Here is a 15021-nt window from a genome sequence, read left to right on the forward strand (position 1 = left end):
CGTTTATTGCGGAAGATCGGACTTTAGCATACAAAATGGTCAAATAGATCAGCATGTTGTAAATATGGTTATTTCTCTAATTTATACAAGATACACTGACAACGTCCTAGGGATAAAGAATTGCATAAGGAGAAGTGTATGATACCTATACAAGCCACGCACGTGTCTGGCGTCGTAATTTCCGAATTTGATGGTGTAAAAAAGATGCTGTTACTTAAGCGTGTCAAAGGAGGGTATTGGTGTCATGTTGCTGGTGGTATTGAAAAAGGGGAAACGGGTTGGCAAACACTCATTCGAGAATTGAAAGAGGAAACGAAAATCGAAGGGGTAGAGCTTCATAGTGCTGATTTTTTGGAGCAGTTTTATGAGGCGCACAAAAATCGAATCATGGTTATTCCTTGCTTTGTCATTTTTTGTAAACCAGAACAACATGTTACGCTTAATCACGAACACACTGATTACCGATGGTGTACGCTAGCAGAAGCCAAACAGCTTACGCCTTTTGCAAACCAACATCATCTCTATGAACATGTATGGAAATATTATGTTGAAAGCGTTCCGACACAATTTACGCTTATCAGTCAGATATAATTTTACTCGGTTGCTGTTAGGTTCATGCATTAATGGAATAAGATCCGAGCTGCAACTCTAACTTCATCGATACGATAATAGTAAGCGTGTTGCATTTATGTTAACGTTAAGGCGAAAGCACGGCATTAACGGTATTCAGGTGCATGAGGAGAATGATCATGAATGCGATAGTAGACATCGAAGTTGGCTACTCATTACGTAAGACACTGGATAAGCTTAAGGCAGCCTACAATGTTGAGCCTTACCCAAGTATTGACGTGAGAAAGCAAAAGCTTGCTCTCCTCAAGCAAACTATCCTGGATAATCAGCAAGTGCTCGTCGATGCATTGAGCGCTGATTTTGGTTATCGCTCAGAATTTGATACGGCAATGACCGATGTTCTACCAACGATTTCTCAAATCAACTACACCTTAAAACGCCTAAACAGATGGTGTAAGCCAAGCCGTCGCCATGCCGGTTTACTCATGGCGCCGTCCAAAGTCTCGGTTGAGTATCAGCCAGTGGGGGTAGTTGGTATTATTTCACCGTGGAACTTCCCGGTTATTTTGAGCTTATCGCCATTAGTCACGGCACTTGCTGCGGGTAACCGTGTGATGATGAAGTTAAGTGAGTTCACGCCAGAGACCAATAAGGTTATCGCAGAGATTTGCCGTGCATTGCCTGAAGATGTCGAGGTGGTGGAAGGTGAAGCCGACGTGGCTCAAGCGTTCAGTAAATTGCCGTTTGATCATTTATTGTTTACTGGTTCGACGAACGTGGGTCGAGCGGTCGCCAAAGCCGCCGCTGAAAACTTAACCCCTGTGACGTTAGAACTTGGCGGCAAGTCCCCAGTTATTGTGGCGGATGATGCAAACTTGAATAAAGCCGTCGATGCAATTTTATTTGGTAAGTGCATTAACGCAGGGCAAATATGTGTCGCGCCAGATTACGCCTTTGTGCCACAACACAAAGTGGATGAGTTTGTGTCGTTGTTTCTTAAGCGTTTTGAAGCGTTGTACATCAATGGTGAGCAAGAGCAGGGCTTCTCTCATATCATTAATCAGCGTCAATACGATCGCCTGAAAGCGGTATTAGAAGATGCGAAAGCAAAAGGGGCCGATGTTCATTCCGTGGCGGAGCCAACGGTGCAAGGCCGTTGTCTGTATCCTCATTTGTTAACCAATGTGTCGTCAGACATGGTCGTGATGCAAGAGGAGATTTTTGGTCCACTGATGCCAATTAAGCCTTATAACGACATGGCTGAGGTGCTTGAATACATCAATCGGAATCAACGCCCTCTGGCGCTCTACATTATGACAGAGGACAAAGGTACGATTGAGCATATTGTACATAACACCCACAGTGGGGGCGTTGGTATTAATGACACGATTTTGCATGTTGGTGCCGAAGATGCACCATTTGGTGGTATTGGTGAATCGGGACTGGGGCATTATCATGGTGAAGAGGGCTTTAGAACCTTTAGTCATGCAAAGACGGTGTTTCATACGCCAACTTGGCTACCACGTGTTAGCTTGCTTATGGAACGTCGCGGTATAGCGATTAAAGCGTTACAAAAGTTTTTCATTCGTTAGATAACGCACTATTTCAAAAAAGGAAACCGCCTAATCAGGCGGTTTTTTTAGTCGAGCGAACGGTCACCATCTACGCGAGTGACCGTCGATTGACTTATTCTACACAGCTCCAGCCAGTGGTATCGATGGAGTTAATCCAGTCAGCGATGAGCTGAACCCCTTCATCATGCACCACGTGGCGTCCAAGCTCTGCCACCACCACCTACGCTGAAGTTGTCATTGATACGGTAGGCAATGGCAGGATTAAAAATGACGTTCTCTAAACTGGTTTCCCCACCAATCGGCCCTGCAAGGTAATCATCCGGGTATTCGGTCGCTAATCCAAAATCGGTAAATATGCCTAAGCCCCATGACCAAGAATCATTAATTGGTGCAGCAATATAAAACGAAGGGACGATGACGTTATCGACTACGTCGTTGTTAGTGAGTAGGTTATTAAACGAATCTGACTCACCATTACCCGTCACTCGTACTTCCGGCATGATATAGGATGCGCCAACAGATAACTCATAAGATTGAAACATCGTGATGGCAGCAGCGTTATGAGCAACCACTGACGCTCCATCGGCAATAGCGGCTTCACCTGCGTTGGCTCGACCTAAACCAGCTGCGGAGTGTTCAGATAACTGAAATCCTGCGGCATATAAGTTAGGTGAGCTTAGTACTATAGATATCGCAAGAACGATTTTTGCATTCCTTGTCTTCATATCACTCTAAACTCCATGTGTTTTTTTAGGATGCGTTCTTTATTAAAGTGCTCACAAAACTAGATCGAACTCAAATGATTTAGGAAAGGGCACCACCTAAAACATAAATCCATTTAACAATTGTGTAATGTTGATTTTTTGAAATTGTCACACCAGTCTCATATACAGCATGACTAATATTAATGCTGCTAAGTATATGTAATGATTATGAATATGATGTTTTCTTGTGTTCGGAATAGGTCGAGGAACCTTAGTGGCTGTTTGAGGGAGAAGGTTGGGTTGGTGGCTGCATGTTAATAGAACGTGACTTTGAGGAAGCTAGAAGTTAGTACGTATGTTTAAAACGGATGTTTAATAATTTTTCGCGTTGATCGTTCGCTAGTGTGTTGAAATGTGCTTACCCTAGGTGAAACCGCGCTAAAATAATTTTTCAATTAGAGTTTTTACTTAAGATTAATTGTATCTACGGCGATATATTGAATGGTTGTCCAACAATGATGTTACAACTGCGCAATATGCGGTGTGGGCTGAATGACGAGGCTTGAACTTGAGGAAGGATAAAGGCTCTTGTTTTGTTGTCATACCCAAGCATCTCAAGGTGACTTGAGTGGATAAACAAGAGCCTAAGCTTGATTAATGGAACACTTCACTACTAAAGCGTAAATAACGGCTTTCCCCCATCAACTCTTTAAAGGCCTCTTTATCGAGTTTGATTAAGGTTTCGTGGTCACCCGCTTCGAGGTAAACATAATCTAAGTTGCCTAATACCTCATCACAAACCGTTAATATATGATAAGCGCTACCCACAGGCGGAATGGCTCCGTTTTCGCAATCAGTGAACATACGGTAAACCTCGCGCTCCTTCACGAGATGAAATGTCGCATTAAATTCATCATTGAGTCGAGATAAACTGATTTTATTGTTGGCAGGCAATACTGCCATTACATGACGACCTTGATGATCTTCTAAAATCACCCCTTTGGCCAAATTGTTAAGTGGGACACCTGCAGCAACGCCACTTTGCAGTGAACTGTGACTGTGGCTGTGATTAACGGTCTGAAAATGAATATGGTGTTCAGTCAAATAGTGGTCGAGTCGGTTAGAAATAGGCATAGTCGCCTCCATCGGTTTGAGCCCCATAACATAGTATAGGTGACTCTAAGGAATACTGGCGTAACAAAGATACTGTTCTACGATTACTGAAAGCTCGTGAAGAACAGGATGTGATAAGAGGAAACCAATATGCGTAAACCAGTGATTGCGGATAACAAACCGATAAAAGTTGAGTTAAAACAAGGTGAGGAGTATTCCTACTGCCGATGTGGAAAATCAAAAACACAGCCTTTCTGTGACGGGTCTCATGTTGGAACCGGATTTAAACCCATGGACTTTATTGCCGAAAAAGACGAAGAAGCGTGGCTGTGTCAGTGTAAATATACGGCCGACGCTCCATTTTGTGATGGTAGCCACAAGCAATTTTCGACGGATCAAGTTGGTCAGGAAGGGCCTGAAATAAAATCAGGTGACCATTCGAGCCCAATTGCAATCGCGACTCAAGAAGAACCCACTGTTGAGTTTATCCACCAATTAGCAAGAGAAGGGTTGTCTAAATTGGGGCATCATGGCCCAATGACGTCAATGGGCGTTCCAAGACATTTATTACCACATTGGGATGACTTACAAGTCATGGTCGCTCAAATGGCGACAAAACCCTTGATGGAAGAGGTACCTGTAGCGACGGAGCTTGTTATTGGCCCAAAAGCGAAAAAGCCATTGGTACTGAACATTCCTTTATTTGTGTCTGATATGAGCTTTGGCTCACTCTCCGAAGAAGCGAAAGTGTCACTCGCAAAAGGCGCGGAATTAGCCGGAACGGGTATTTGTTCCGGTGAAGGAGGGATGTTACCTGAAGAGCAACAAGCCAATTCGCGTTATTTCTATGAACTTGCGAGTGCTCAGTTTGGCTACGATGAATCCAAGCTCGTCAATGTGCAAGCGTTCCACTTCAAAGGTGGGCAAGGGGCGAAAACAGGGACAGGTGGCCATCTTCCAGGCAACAAAAACGTAGGGAGAATTTCTCAGGTACGGGGTATACCTGAAGGGCAGTCCGCCATCTCTCCCCCGACATTTAAAGATCTCCACACCGCGCAAGATTTCAAAAAGTTTGCTGACCGAGTACGTGAAATCACGGGCGGTATTCCCATCGGTTTTAAATTGAGTGCGAACCATATTGAAGAAGACATTCAGTTTGCGCTTGACGCGAGTGCGGATTACATCATTCTTGATGGCAGAGGCGGTGGTACGGGAGCGGCTCCTGCAATGTTCCGTGATCATATTAGTGTTCCAACGATACCGGCACTTGCAAGAGCGAGACGGTATCTCGATGCACAAGGTGTAGGTGACAGTGTCACGTTAATTGTCACTGGGGGCTTACGTGTGCCGATGGATTTTGTCAAAGCCATGGCATTAGGAGCTGACGGTGTGGCGATTTCTAACAGCGCGATGCAATCCATAGGGTGTGTCGCTGCTAGGATTTGTAATACCAACAATTGTCCTGCCGGTATTGCCACGCAGAAAGCCGATTTAAGGCAGCGTTTAAACGTCGATAAAGCTTCTCATCAGCTAAACAACTTCTTTGCTGCATCCGTTGAGATGATGCAAGTGATGGCAAGAGCGTGTGGTCATCACTCATTGAGTCAATTTAACCTGAATGATTTATCTACCTGGAATCGGGATATGGCGAAGCTATCGGGCGTTAAATATTCGGGGGTAAACGAGTGATGCGCGCGCAGACCCTTTACGAGATCGATATGACATTTGTGTTCGAATTGCTCACCCAGTAACTGGTATACAAGTAACTCGCTTTGATAGGTGCGATGTCAAAGAAGGTAGGGCGCATTGATATTAAAATGACTGAAAATTTGTCGCTGTTGTTTTTATATGACCACCAATGATATCCAAGCCAAAATTGCGAGTTTTTCTTGCATAGAGGAAGCTTTAGATTATTTCGACATGAGTTTTGATAGCCGCTTTATTAACACGCATCGTGTTGAACTTGTTAAGCGCTTTAATGGCTATTTGATTTTGACTAAGCCGGATGATTGGTTTTCAGCGCGGCGTGCGTTGAAAAATGCCTACTGTAAAGTGCAGCGAAATCAATTAGATAAAATTACTCGCTCTGCCTGCCGGGGCTGTACCTCGTGTCAGAGACGCTAACCTAAGATGCAGAACACCGTTTAACGTAGTGAAGCTTCTTAGTATACCCATGGGACTAACCGATAGCGCACACGTTGTACATAGTCACGATACCCCGGCAACTCTTCTTGTAGAGTTTGATCTTCAAGTGTGGTTCTGATCACAGTGATGATGGATGCCACTATTGCTGGAATCAGAGTCCATACAGAACTTAGGGCAAGAACAATACCGAACAGTGCAACGAGATTCCCTGCATAACCCGGATGCCGCACAAAGCGGTATGGGCCGCTGTCACACACCGTATGCCCTCGATCAGTCTGGATACGTACCACGCTGGAGAAAAAGCGATTCTCTGCCAATGCCCATGCGGAGAAAGTATAACCGAGCGAGATCAGAGTGAAGCCAGTCGCGATGAGCCATAGTGGAAATTCAGAAGACCAGTTATAACGGTGGTCTAGCCCTGCCACAATGGTCATAGGAAATGTGATACTCACCGCCATCAGCGGTGCAAGTACTTTGTCCCAAGCTTTTGCATTTTGGATGTTTTCAATATTCTGTCTTTCAGCTGTTAATCCGGGATGTCGTTGCTCTGCCCACATACGACTAGCAACTCCCTCAGCTAAGAACAGCATTAAAAATAACCATGCCTGCAACCAGCCGATGTCGCCACCACAGATAAATAGGATCAGTGGGATCAAGAGATACACCGTAATTAACCTGAGCCACTGGCGCAGGGAAACGGTTTGGGTTGCTTGTTCATTAACCGTCTTTGATGACATTCCACATTCCCTTCCTTAAAATAAAATCGATTTGCGTGCGCGCTTAACTATCAGTTCAGGGGGGCTGAAAGAAGTGGTGCTTATCTGATCCTAGCCTCCTCCTTCTAACAGGTTAGATCGTTCATTACCGAAACACACAGTGAAGCATTAGATGACTTAAGGCACTTCATAGACAGTGTCAGTGTAAGGGGGGACTAGACATTTGCGGCAGGCAGGACGGTGTTGATACAACGTATAAGATGATGTCGTCAGTGAGGAGTGGAGATAGCCGATTTGAATGATCGGCCTATCATGTTCTGCCTAGTCAGATGAGGTAGCGATGGACAACTTATTTTGTATGGATCTCAGGGGGAGGTTGTAGCAATGCATCTAACTCTTCTCTGGTCAGTATCTCATTAGGACTCATGTTGTTAGGCTCATCCTCAAGCGCCAATTTCGTTTGGTTAATTAGGTATCTCTTTTGTGTTGGCGTTAAATCTTGCAGAGTGCTGAGCAAGTTTTTAAATCTACTGGGCTTCATCGTAAAATCCCTATACAAGCGAAAGCAAAGGTGTTGGTTGCTAATTTATTTTATTGATTAATAAGGCTAAGTTTTGGATTGTTTGTGATATTAGCCTTAACTGAAATAGTATCCAAACTACGCAGGCTCGGACAATTTAGATTAAAAATAGTAATCAAATTGCATAATTGCAAGTCTGTCGTTGCATATATTGAGTATAGGGGCGAGATGCCCCTTATTTGTTAACCGTCTTTGTTAACCGTCGCTAAATTTGTTTAGACACCTGTTCTGCTCGCTTAAACAGTTCATTGACCTTTTTCATTGCTCGTCCTTACTTGTGCGATTAGTAACATAAACCACATGAAAAGCTTACGAACTCACGATATCCTAGGGGGATAATAAGACAGCGCCATGTAGATGGCAGAAAGTGAATTCGAATGAAGTTTATCCATACCTCAGATTGGCACCTTGGCCGACAGTTTCATAACGTCTCTTTGCTTGACGATCAGCAAGCGGCTCTTGAACAGTTAATCCAATATATCGAAAGCAATCCTGTAGATACGGTGGTGGTTGCCGGCGATATCTACGATCGCTCAGTTCCACCGACTATTGCCATTGAGCTACTAAACCGCGTGGTGAAGCGAATCTGCGGTGAGTTAAACACGCCCATGATTTTGATCTCCGGTAACCATGATGGTGCTGAGCGATTGGGCTTTGGTTCAGAGCAAATGAAAACAGCGGGGTTGCATATCATTAGTAACTTTGAAGATATGCTGACGCCAGTCGTTATCGAAACGAAATCGGCTGGAAAGGTAGCTTTTTACGGCATGCCTTATAACGATCCTGAGCAAGTTCGTTTTGCTTACCAAGAACCAATTTCGACGCACGACCAAGCACATAAACTTCTCGCCGAGAAAATCACAGAACAATTCAACCCAGAGCAACGCAACGTGTTAGTAAGCCACTGTTTTGTGGATGGCGCAATGGAGTCAGACTCTGAGCGTCCACTGTCGATTGGTGGTTCCGACCGCGTCAGTCACGAGCACTTCCTTAACTTCGATTATGTGGCGTTGGGGCACTTGCATCAGCCACAGAAAAAAGGCGAAGAGTACATTCGTTATTCTGGTTCATTGATGAAATACAGCTTTGGTGAGCAGAACCAAAAGAAAGGTTTCACGCTGGTGGAAATCGACCAAAACGGTTTTGTCTCGGCAGAACATGTCGAACTCACTGCGCCTCATGAAATGCGAATCATTGAAGGTGAACTTGAACAAGTGATAGAGCAAGGTAAAACGGATCCGAAAAACGAAGACTACTTGCTGGTGCGCTTAATGGATAAGCATGCGATTTTAAATCCCATGGAAAAGCTACGTGCTGTTTACCCAAATGTTTTGCACCTAGAAAAGCCTGGGATGTTGATTGGTGTTGAACAAGAGATGGCGCAAGCGAAATTGGCGAGAAGTGAGATAGATATGTTCCGAGACTTTTTTACGGAAGCGCAAGACAGCCAATTATCGCAAGAACAAGATCAAGCGATCAGCGACATCATCAAACAACTTTCTCAGCAAGCTCAGTAAGGACCAAACATGAAACCGATTAAACTGACAATGCAGGCTTTTGGTCCGTTTGCTCAAGCAGAGACCATCGAGTTCGACAAGCTTGGTACTAACCCTCTGTTTCTGATCAATGGTCCTACTGGTTCCGGTAAAACCTCGATTCTCGATGCCATTTGTTTTGCTCTTTATGGTGAAACGACGGGTAATGAGCGGCAAGGCATTCAAATGCGTTGTGATATGGCAGCGCCTACGTTACTGACCGAAGTGACACTAGAATTCTCTTTGCACGGTAAATCTTATCGAGTGATTCGCTCACCAGAACAAGAAGCACCAAAGGCACGCGGTGAGGGCATGACAGTACGTAAGCATACCGCAGCTTTGTATGAGATTACGGACGAAGAAAAGCTCATCACTAGCAAAACAACGCAAGTAAAGACGGAAGTGACCAATATTATTGGCTTAAACGAAACTCAGTTCCGCCAAGTGATGGTGCTGCCACAAGGTAAGTTTCGAGAGTTGTTACTTGCGACGTCCAAAGAACGTGAAGAGATCTTTGGACAGCTATTCCAAACGGACATTTACAAGAAGATTGAATATGCGCTGAAAGACAAAGCGAGTGCCATTAGTAAAGCCAAAGACGAGTTTGATAACCAAATTCGAGGCGCACTGCAGGTAGCTGGTGTTTCTTCTGAAGCGGAGTTAACAGAGCAGCGTGAAGCGTTATCTGTTCAATTTGAAACCGTGCAAAAGCAAGAGCAAGAATCTCTGGCGCAATTAAACACGGTAAAAACTGACCTGCAAAAAGCAGAAGCATTGAGCAATGAGTTTAAAAAGCGCGAGCAAGCCGAAATTGCATTGAAGCAACATTTGCAGCAGAGTGATGCTATTTCCTTTCGTCAATTGCAGTTAGACAATGCGAAGAAGGCAAGCAAGATTGAGTTGCCTTATGTCACGTTACAAAACGCCTCAAAACAAACGCATGAGCTTGAGCAAAAGGTGGCTAAGCTTTCTCAAGATCTCACTGTCGCAGATGAAGCGGTAAAAGCCAAAGAAGGCGCATTGCAAACCGCGAAAGAACAAGCGGCGCAATTGCCAAACCTGACTGAGCATCAATACCAACTTGAAAGCATGAAAGGGAAGTTGGTTGAAAAATCAGAGCTAGAAAAAGCCATAAATGCGGGTTTGACGCAAAAGTCTGAGTTTGAAGCAACGCTGAAGAAATATATCACTTTGAAAGAGCAGTTAACGCTAGAGGCGCAACAAGGTCAGAAGTCACTGGATCAAGCTCGAGTCGATGTTGCAAGTATTGGCAGCGTAGAGGCGGAGATAAAACAGCAACAACGTTTGATGCAAGACCTACAGAAGCTTAATGGCTTAAACCAAGACCTGGCGAAACTGGATGCGCTGACGCCGAGCAAACAAGCTTCGGTTGACCAAGCAAAAGCAAGATACATAGAACTTCAACGCTCAGCAGATACCCTTGAGCTAAGCTGGCACAATGCTCAAGCTGCGGTTTTGGCTCAGCGCTTACAAGCCGGTGAAATGTGTCCGGTGTGCGGTAGTGTAGAACATCCTCACCCCGCTCAATTTGTTGGCGAAGAGGTAACAAAAGAGCAAGTTCAAAACGCTCGGAACACAGAGCGAGAAGGGCAAGTTGCTCTGAACCAATTGAACAATCAGTTGGAGCAGCACAATATCGCAATCGGACAATACAAGCAGCAAATTGAGCAACTATCTGATGAACTCGGTCAAAACGCAGCATTGGATTTAGGCATGTTACAAGCGTCCATGCAGCAGTTCAACGAACGTTTACAGCAACTGTCTTCGATTAACTTGGTTCATTTGGAACAAAGCGTCAATGAGTTAAACCAGCGTTGCATCACTGGTGAAAGTAAGATCAATGATCTGCAAAACCAGATGGCAGCGAATGAATCGACGATAAAAGTGAATCAAGAGCAACTGGCTAAACTCTCAGCTTCGTTAGATGCTAAGTACTCGTCACTTGAAGTGCTTGAACAAGATATTGTTGCGATTCAAAAACAGATTGCGGCGTTAAATTCAGCCTTAGAGACTGCACAAAATCATTTGCAACAAGCGGTGCTGACAAAGACCAATATTGAAAGCCAACTGACAACCCATCAACAGTGGTTGAATGAGGCACTAGAGCGTTTGAACACAGCCAAAGCTGATTGGGAGCAAGCGTTGCAGGCGAGCGCATTCGAGGATGAAGCGCAATTCCTAGTAAGTAAAGTTGATGAAGCCGAGATGCAGGTTTGGCAGCAAGAAATTGATGCGTTCAAACAGACTCAAATCAAGCTAGAACAAACTTTGGCAGACTTGAGTTCAGAGTTGAAAGACTTGGCGTTGCCTGATCTAGAAGGGCTTAACGTTAAGTTAAACAGTGTTCAGCAAGGTTACGTTGAAGCGCGCAATCAGCTTGATAGCACGCGATCTTTGTTTGAACGTCTAGAGAAAGTCCGCAATGACATCGTGATGTTACATGACAAGAACACTAAATTAGAAGATGAATACAAAGTGTTTGGTACCCTGTATGACGTTGCTAGCGGTAAAACGGGCAGTCGTATCAGTCTGCACCGATTTGTCCTTGGTGTGTTATTAGACGATGTGTTGATACAAGCGTCACAGCGTTTAAACCTGATGAGTAAAGGCCGTTATATCTTGGCTCGTAAAACGGAAGGTTTTAAAGGTGCCGCTGGACGAGGATTGGATTTGGTGGTTGAAGATAGCTACACAGGTAAAACACGTGATGTCGCGACGTTATCAGGTGGCGAATCTTTCATGGCAGCGTTAGCGTTAGCACTCGGTCTGTCTGACGTTGTTCAGTCATACAGTGGCGGTATTCGTTTAGATACGCTATTTATTGATGAAGGTTTTGGCAGCTTAGATCCGGAGTCTTTGGATCTTGCGATTCAAACGTTGGTTGACTTGCAACAAACGGGTCGTATGATTGGTGTGATTTCTCACGTATCTGAACTGAAAGAGCAAATGGCGCAGCGCATTGACGTTGAACCATCACGACTAGGATCCAAGGTTTCTGTAAAGTCTCAGATGGAGTTTGATTCTTAATCGGTGTCGCAGATACCAAAAATCCCGCTAAATTATCGTATAAAATGGCGGGGATTTTGGGTGCTCAGTTTCGGAAGCTCTTACTGTTCGCAGAAGCGACCTTCATTCGGTGATTGCGTAATTGCATATTCACCATCTAGGTTTCGGTAGATAACCGTGTTCCAAACTGAGCCGTCATTCAATTCAAACTCTATCGCGTAGTTCACACCACTGACAATTTGTGCATGAACGGACAAGATCTGTTTAAACGAAGCGAGAGTTTTTTTTTAGGACAAAGGCCATAGCCTTTTGAGCGTCTGGGGTAGCATCGAACTCGTTCCACCCACCTGGCATATTTCCTTGTCTATCACATACATCTGACGAGGTTGTTGGCTGTGTAGTTTCATCCTGAGTGTTTTGTTGGCATCCGACGAGCAAAACCAAGATTGCGAAAGCTGACACTGTTTTTAATTTCATTCAAGAACCTCTATTCTGCAAGCGCCCATTATATAGGGTGGCATTCCTGCTTAATGTCTACGTTGTGCCAACTTTTTATATGAATCAAGTTAAATTCTGAGGTTTAGTCGAAAATCTGTACTTAAAGCAGTACGAGTGTCGTGAATTCGGTTCTTATGCGACAGGAGGGCAAGTACTTTGAATAAAGAGATGGTAGCGTAATACTTGTACTTACGTTTTAGTTTACAGTGTAAAGGATACGGATCGTGGTTAAATCAAGTAAAGTTGAAATGTTGAATTCTACGGTCTGGCCTCTCAATTTTTGGGTACAAAAAATGAAAGATAATACGCAGGCCTATAGATTCGAGATCGCGACTGACGATAAGGGAGTTCGTGGACTTTTACTATAATATATATGTGCGCGGATTCATATACTACGTCATTGCATCCCCTAATATGGCAAATGAGTTTTTCGCTTCAATGGATTTTATAAAAAGACAAAAGTGGATTTTGGAGAATAGTTGGTAGTCACGTGAATATGTACGGTCAAACTAACGAAAATCGGCTTTCAGTTTTCAATCGCCTGCTGTTGGGTGTAGATAATATGGTAAAAATAATAAGGTAATACCATGCAATCAACTCATTGGATTCAACTTTGCTTACGCGAGCTTGATGGCGGTGAACTCAATATCACGATATACAAGGGCGAAAATGCGTATGAGCTTTCAGTCGTTGGTAATCGGGAGCCCTCTATCCATTCTGCGATCGAATACAAAAACGGTGAAGTGCACTCTTATCTAAAACTTACCCCAATTTATCAATAGCAATTTAACAAGGACGGGCACCACAATATGGACATTGTATTTGTAAGACATGGTGTGCCAGATTTTTCGTTAGCGGATGAGAGGCAAATGACCCAACTGGAGAAGGACTATGCGCCACTCTCTCGAGATTATTTGCCGGTGCTGCAAGAGAAACTCAATCATCCAATCTTCGATGAAGCTGAAATCATCATAAGCTCACCTTATACGCGTACTCTTCAAACTGCAGAAATTCTCAATCGTCATCGCGGTTTGTCATTGTTTGTTGAGCATGACTTGAGAGAGTGGCGCGCTGACAAAGAGGGCGGCTACATTACGTTGAATGAAAGAGACCGACGCTGGTACGAATACCGAGAGCTGTTAAAAGCTTGTATTCCAATGACTGATACCCGCTACGAACATGTTGACGAGCTAAAAGCACGAGCGGAGTCGGTGCTGGAGCGTTACCTCCAATATCGAAAGGTTGTTGTCGTGAGCCACTTTAATGTGTTTGAAGCACTACAAGGTTTCCAAGAGGTGGGACTGTCTTGCGGAGAATTTAGACTCATTAGTGTTTGATCGATTTCTTCTCTTCTATAGTAAAATCAGTCACTAATTCACTTTCAGGTTGCTAAATGAAATCTCTCAAACTACTTCTGCTTTTATCTCTTGCGACGCTGTTTGGCTGTACTTCAAAGCCGGATGGCGTTGAGCCTGTTAATAACTTCGAACTTCGACCATATCTAGGTAAGTGGTATGAAATTGCGCGTCTTGATCATTCCTTTGAACGTGGTTTATCCAAGGTGACGGCTGAATATGAGCTTCGTGAGGACGGAGGCGTAACGGTCATCAACCGCGGTTATTCAGAAGAAGAACAAGCGTGGACGCAAGCTGACGGCAAAGCGTATTTCGTTGAAGATAAAAATACAGGTCACTTAAAAGTGTCATTCTTTGGTCCATTCTATTCGTCTTACATCGTGTTTGAGCTAGGGGAGAAGTACGACTATGCCTTTATCTCTGGCTTTAATCATGACTACTTGTGGCTACTTTCACGCACGCCAACAGTAGATGCCGCCACCATCGAACGCTTCAAACAAGTTGCGAAAGCAAAAGGCTTTAAACTAGACGAGCTAATTCTTGTTGATCAAATTCAATCAACACTTGGTCAATAAGGTACACAGAAGAAAAAATAATCGATAAAAATCGTTTAAAGACGCGAGACATGGTGCCATCAAAACGAGGATCCAAACCTGTTGCGGTCCATTAACTTGGGGAGAGTTCTACTTTCAAACTGAAATATGCAACAACGTATATACTAGTAAAGATTATGTTTGTGTCTGCATGATTGTTCATGACGTTATGTCTCATAAAACGAAGTGACCAAATTTAACGTATCACTATTTTTAATCTAACAAGTAAGGATAAGGAAACCAATGTCATTTTTAGAACGAATTGGAAAAGCACTCGAACCCCTTATGCTTGTCATGGGGTTAATCAGCCCAATTGCCACAATGCCTCAGTTGTATAAACTGTACTTCTCTCACAGTGAGCATGCTTTAGGCTTATCACTCACCACTTGGTTGCTTTATTCGTTTATCGCACTTCTGTGGACTATCTATGGCATTTATCACAAGAATCCGACCATTTGGGTAGGAAACTGTTTAGGGTTTCTGATGTATGTCGCCATGGTGGTAGGCATCATTCTTCACACCGGCGGTACTTTCTAGAAGAAATATGCGCGCAGATTTTTGTCTTTGATACTTGGCTTGTAAACGGGTAAAAGTAAGTGGGCAAATTTTAG

13 protein-coding genes and 1 pseudogene are annotated in these 15021 nt (G+C 43.9%); 10 read left to right on the plus strand and 4 right to left on the minus strand.

Features of this window, described 5'->3' with window-relative positions:
• The first annotated feature begins 138 nt into the window (after positions 1 to 138).
• Complete coding sequence (locus tag AK966_RS07230; protein WP_119463830.1) at positions 139 to 591, plus strand: NUDIX pyrophosphatase; 453 nt, start codon at positions 139 to 141, stop codon at positions 589 to 591.
• Positions 592 to 749: 158 nt separating this feature from the next.
• A complete protein-coding gene (locus AK966_RS07235; protein ID WP_119463831.1) occupies positions 750 to 2162 on the plus strand; it encodes a coniferyl aldehyde dehydrogenase in 1413 nt (470 codons plus the stop codon).
• 164 nt (positions 2163 to 2326) lie between these two features.
• On the opposite strand, the gene AK966_RS07240 is transcribed toward AK966_RS07235, so the two are convergent.
• Positions 2327 to 2869 carry an outer membrane protein transport protein gene (locus tag AK966_RS07240; protein WP_259343745.1) on the minus strand — a complete coding sequence of 181 codons (543 nt, stop codon included), beginning with the start codon at positions 2867 to 2869 and terminating at the stop codon, positions 2327 to 2329.
• 633 nt (positions 2870 to 3502) lie between these two features.
• Positions 3503 to 3982 (minus strand): aminoacyl-tRNA deacylase, encoded by a 480-nt coding sequence (locus tag AK966_RS07245; RefSeq protein ID WP_099077832.1) that lies wholly within the window; start codon positions 3980 to 3982, stop codon positions 3503 to 3505.
• A 129-nt stretch (positions 3983 to 4111) separates the two neighbouring features.
• Between AK966_RS07245 and AK966_RS07250 the strand changes: the two genes are divergently transcribed.
• Together AK966_RS07250 and AK966_RS07255 are read left to right on the plus strand one after the other, a co-directional pair.
• Positions 4112 to 5650: a glutamate synthase-related protein gene (locus AK966_RS07250; protein WP_119463832.1), complete on the plus strand. Its 1539-nt coding sequence runs from the start codon at positions 4112 to 4114 to the stop codon at positions 5648 to 5650.
• A gap of 159 nt (positions 5651 to 5809) precedes the next feature.
• Positions 5810 to 6085 carry a nitrogenase-stabilizing/protective protein NifW gene (locus tag AK966_RS07255; RefSeq protein ID WP_099077830.1) on the plus strand — a complete coding sequence of 92 codons (276 nt, stop codon included), beginning with the start codon at positions 5810 to 5812 and terminating at the stop codon, positions 6083 to 6085.
• Between the two features lie 38 nt (positions 6086 to 6123).
• Here the strand turns inward: AK966_RS07255 and AK966_RS07260 are convergent, their stop codons facing one another.
• Entirely contained in the window at positions 6124 to 6843 is a 720-nt protein-coding gene (locus AK966_RS07260; protein ID WP_119463833.1) for an isoprenylcysteine carboxylmethyltransferase family protein, read from the minus strand.
• A gap of 936 nt (positions 6844 to 7779) precedes the next feature.
• On the opposite strand from AK966_RS07260, the gene AK966_RS07270 reads away from it, so the two are divergent.
• Both AK966_RS07270 and AK966_RS07275 read left to right on the plus strand, forming a co-directional pair.
• Positions 7780 to 8919 (plus strand): exonuclease SbcCD subunit D, encoded by a 1140-nt coding sequence (locus AK966_RS07270; RefSeq protein WP_119463834.1) that lies wholly within the window; start codon positions 7780 to 7782, stop codon positions 8917 to 8919.
• A 9-nt stretch (positions 8920 to 8928) separates the two neighbouring features.
• Positions 8929 to 11985, plus strand: coding sequence for an AAA family ATPase (locus AK966_RS07275; protein WP_119463835.1), 3057 nt, complete (start codon positions 8929 to 8931; stop codon positions 11983 to 11985).
• Between the two features lie 80 nt (positions 11986 to 12065).
• Here AK966_RS07275 and AK966_RS07280 read toward each other — a convergent pair.
• Positions 12066 to 12441: pseudogene (locus tag AK966_RS07280) on the minus strand (cystatin domain-containing protein).
• Between the two features lie 608 nt (positions 12442 to 13049).
• Here AK966_RS07280 and AK966_RS07285 point away from each other — a divergent pair.
• The 4 genes from AK966_RS07285 to AK966_RS07300 all read left to right on the plus strand — a co-directional run bounded on the left by AK966_RS07285 (position 13050) and on the right by AK966_RS07300 (position 14947).
• Positions 13050 to 13244 carry a hypothetical protein gene (locus tag AK966_RS07285; RefSeq protein ID WP_119463836.1) on the plus strand — a complete coding sequence of 65 codons (195 nt, stop codon included), beginning with the start codon at positions 13050 to 13052 and terminating at the stop codon, positions 13242 to 13244.
• Between the two features lie 27 nt (positions 13245 to 13271).
• Complete coding sequence (locus AK966_RS07290) at positions 13272 to 13799, plus strand: histidine phosphatase family protein (protein WP_119463837.1); 528 nt, start codon at positions 13272 to 13274, stop codon at positions 13797 to 13799.
• Between the two features lie 56 nt (positions 13800 to 13855).
• On the plus strand, positions 13856 to 14392 hold the full coding sequence (locus AK966_RS07295; RefSeq protein WP_119463838.1) for a lipocalin family protein: 537 nt from the start codon (positions 13856 to 13858) through the stop codon (positions 14390 to 14392).
• Between the two features lie 261 nt (positions 14393 to 14653).
• Positions 14654 to 14947 carry a SemiSWEET transporter gene (locus AK966_RS07300; RefSeq protein ID WP_119463839.1) on the plus strand — a complete coding sequence of 98 codons (294 nt, stop codon included), beginning with the start codon at positions 14654 to 14656 and terminating at the stop codon, positions 14945 to 14947.
• The last annotated feature ends 74 nt before the right edge of the window (positions 14948 to 15021 follow it).

The sequence above is a fragment of the Vibrio sp. PID23_8 genome, assembly GCF_003584965.1.
In the GTDB taxonomy this organism is placed as follows: Bacteria; Pseudomonadota; Gammaproteobacteria; order Enterobacterales; family Vibrionaceae; genus Vibrio.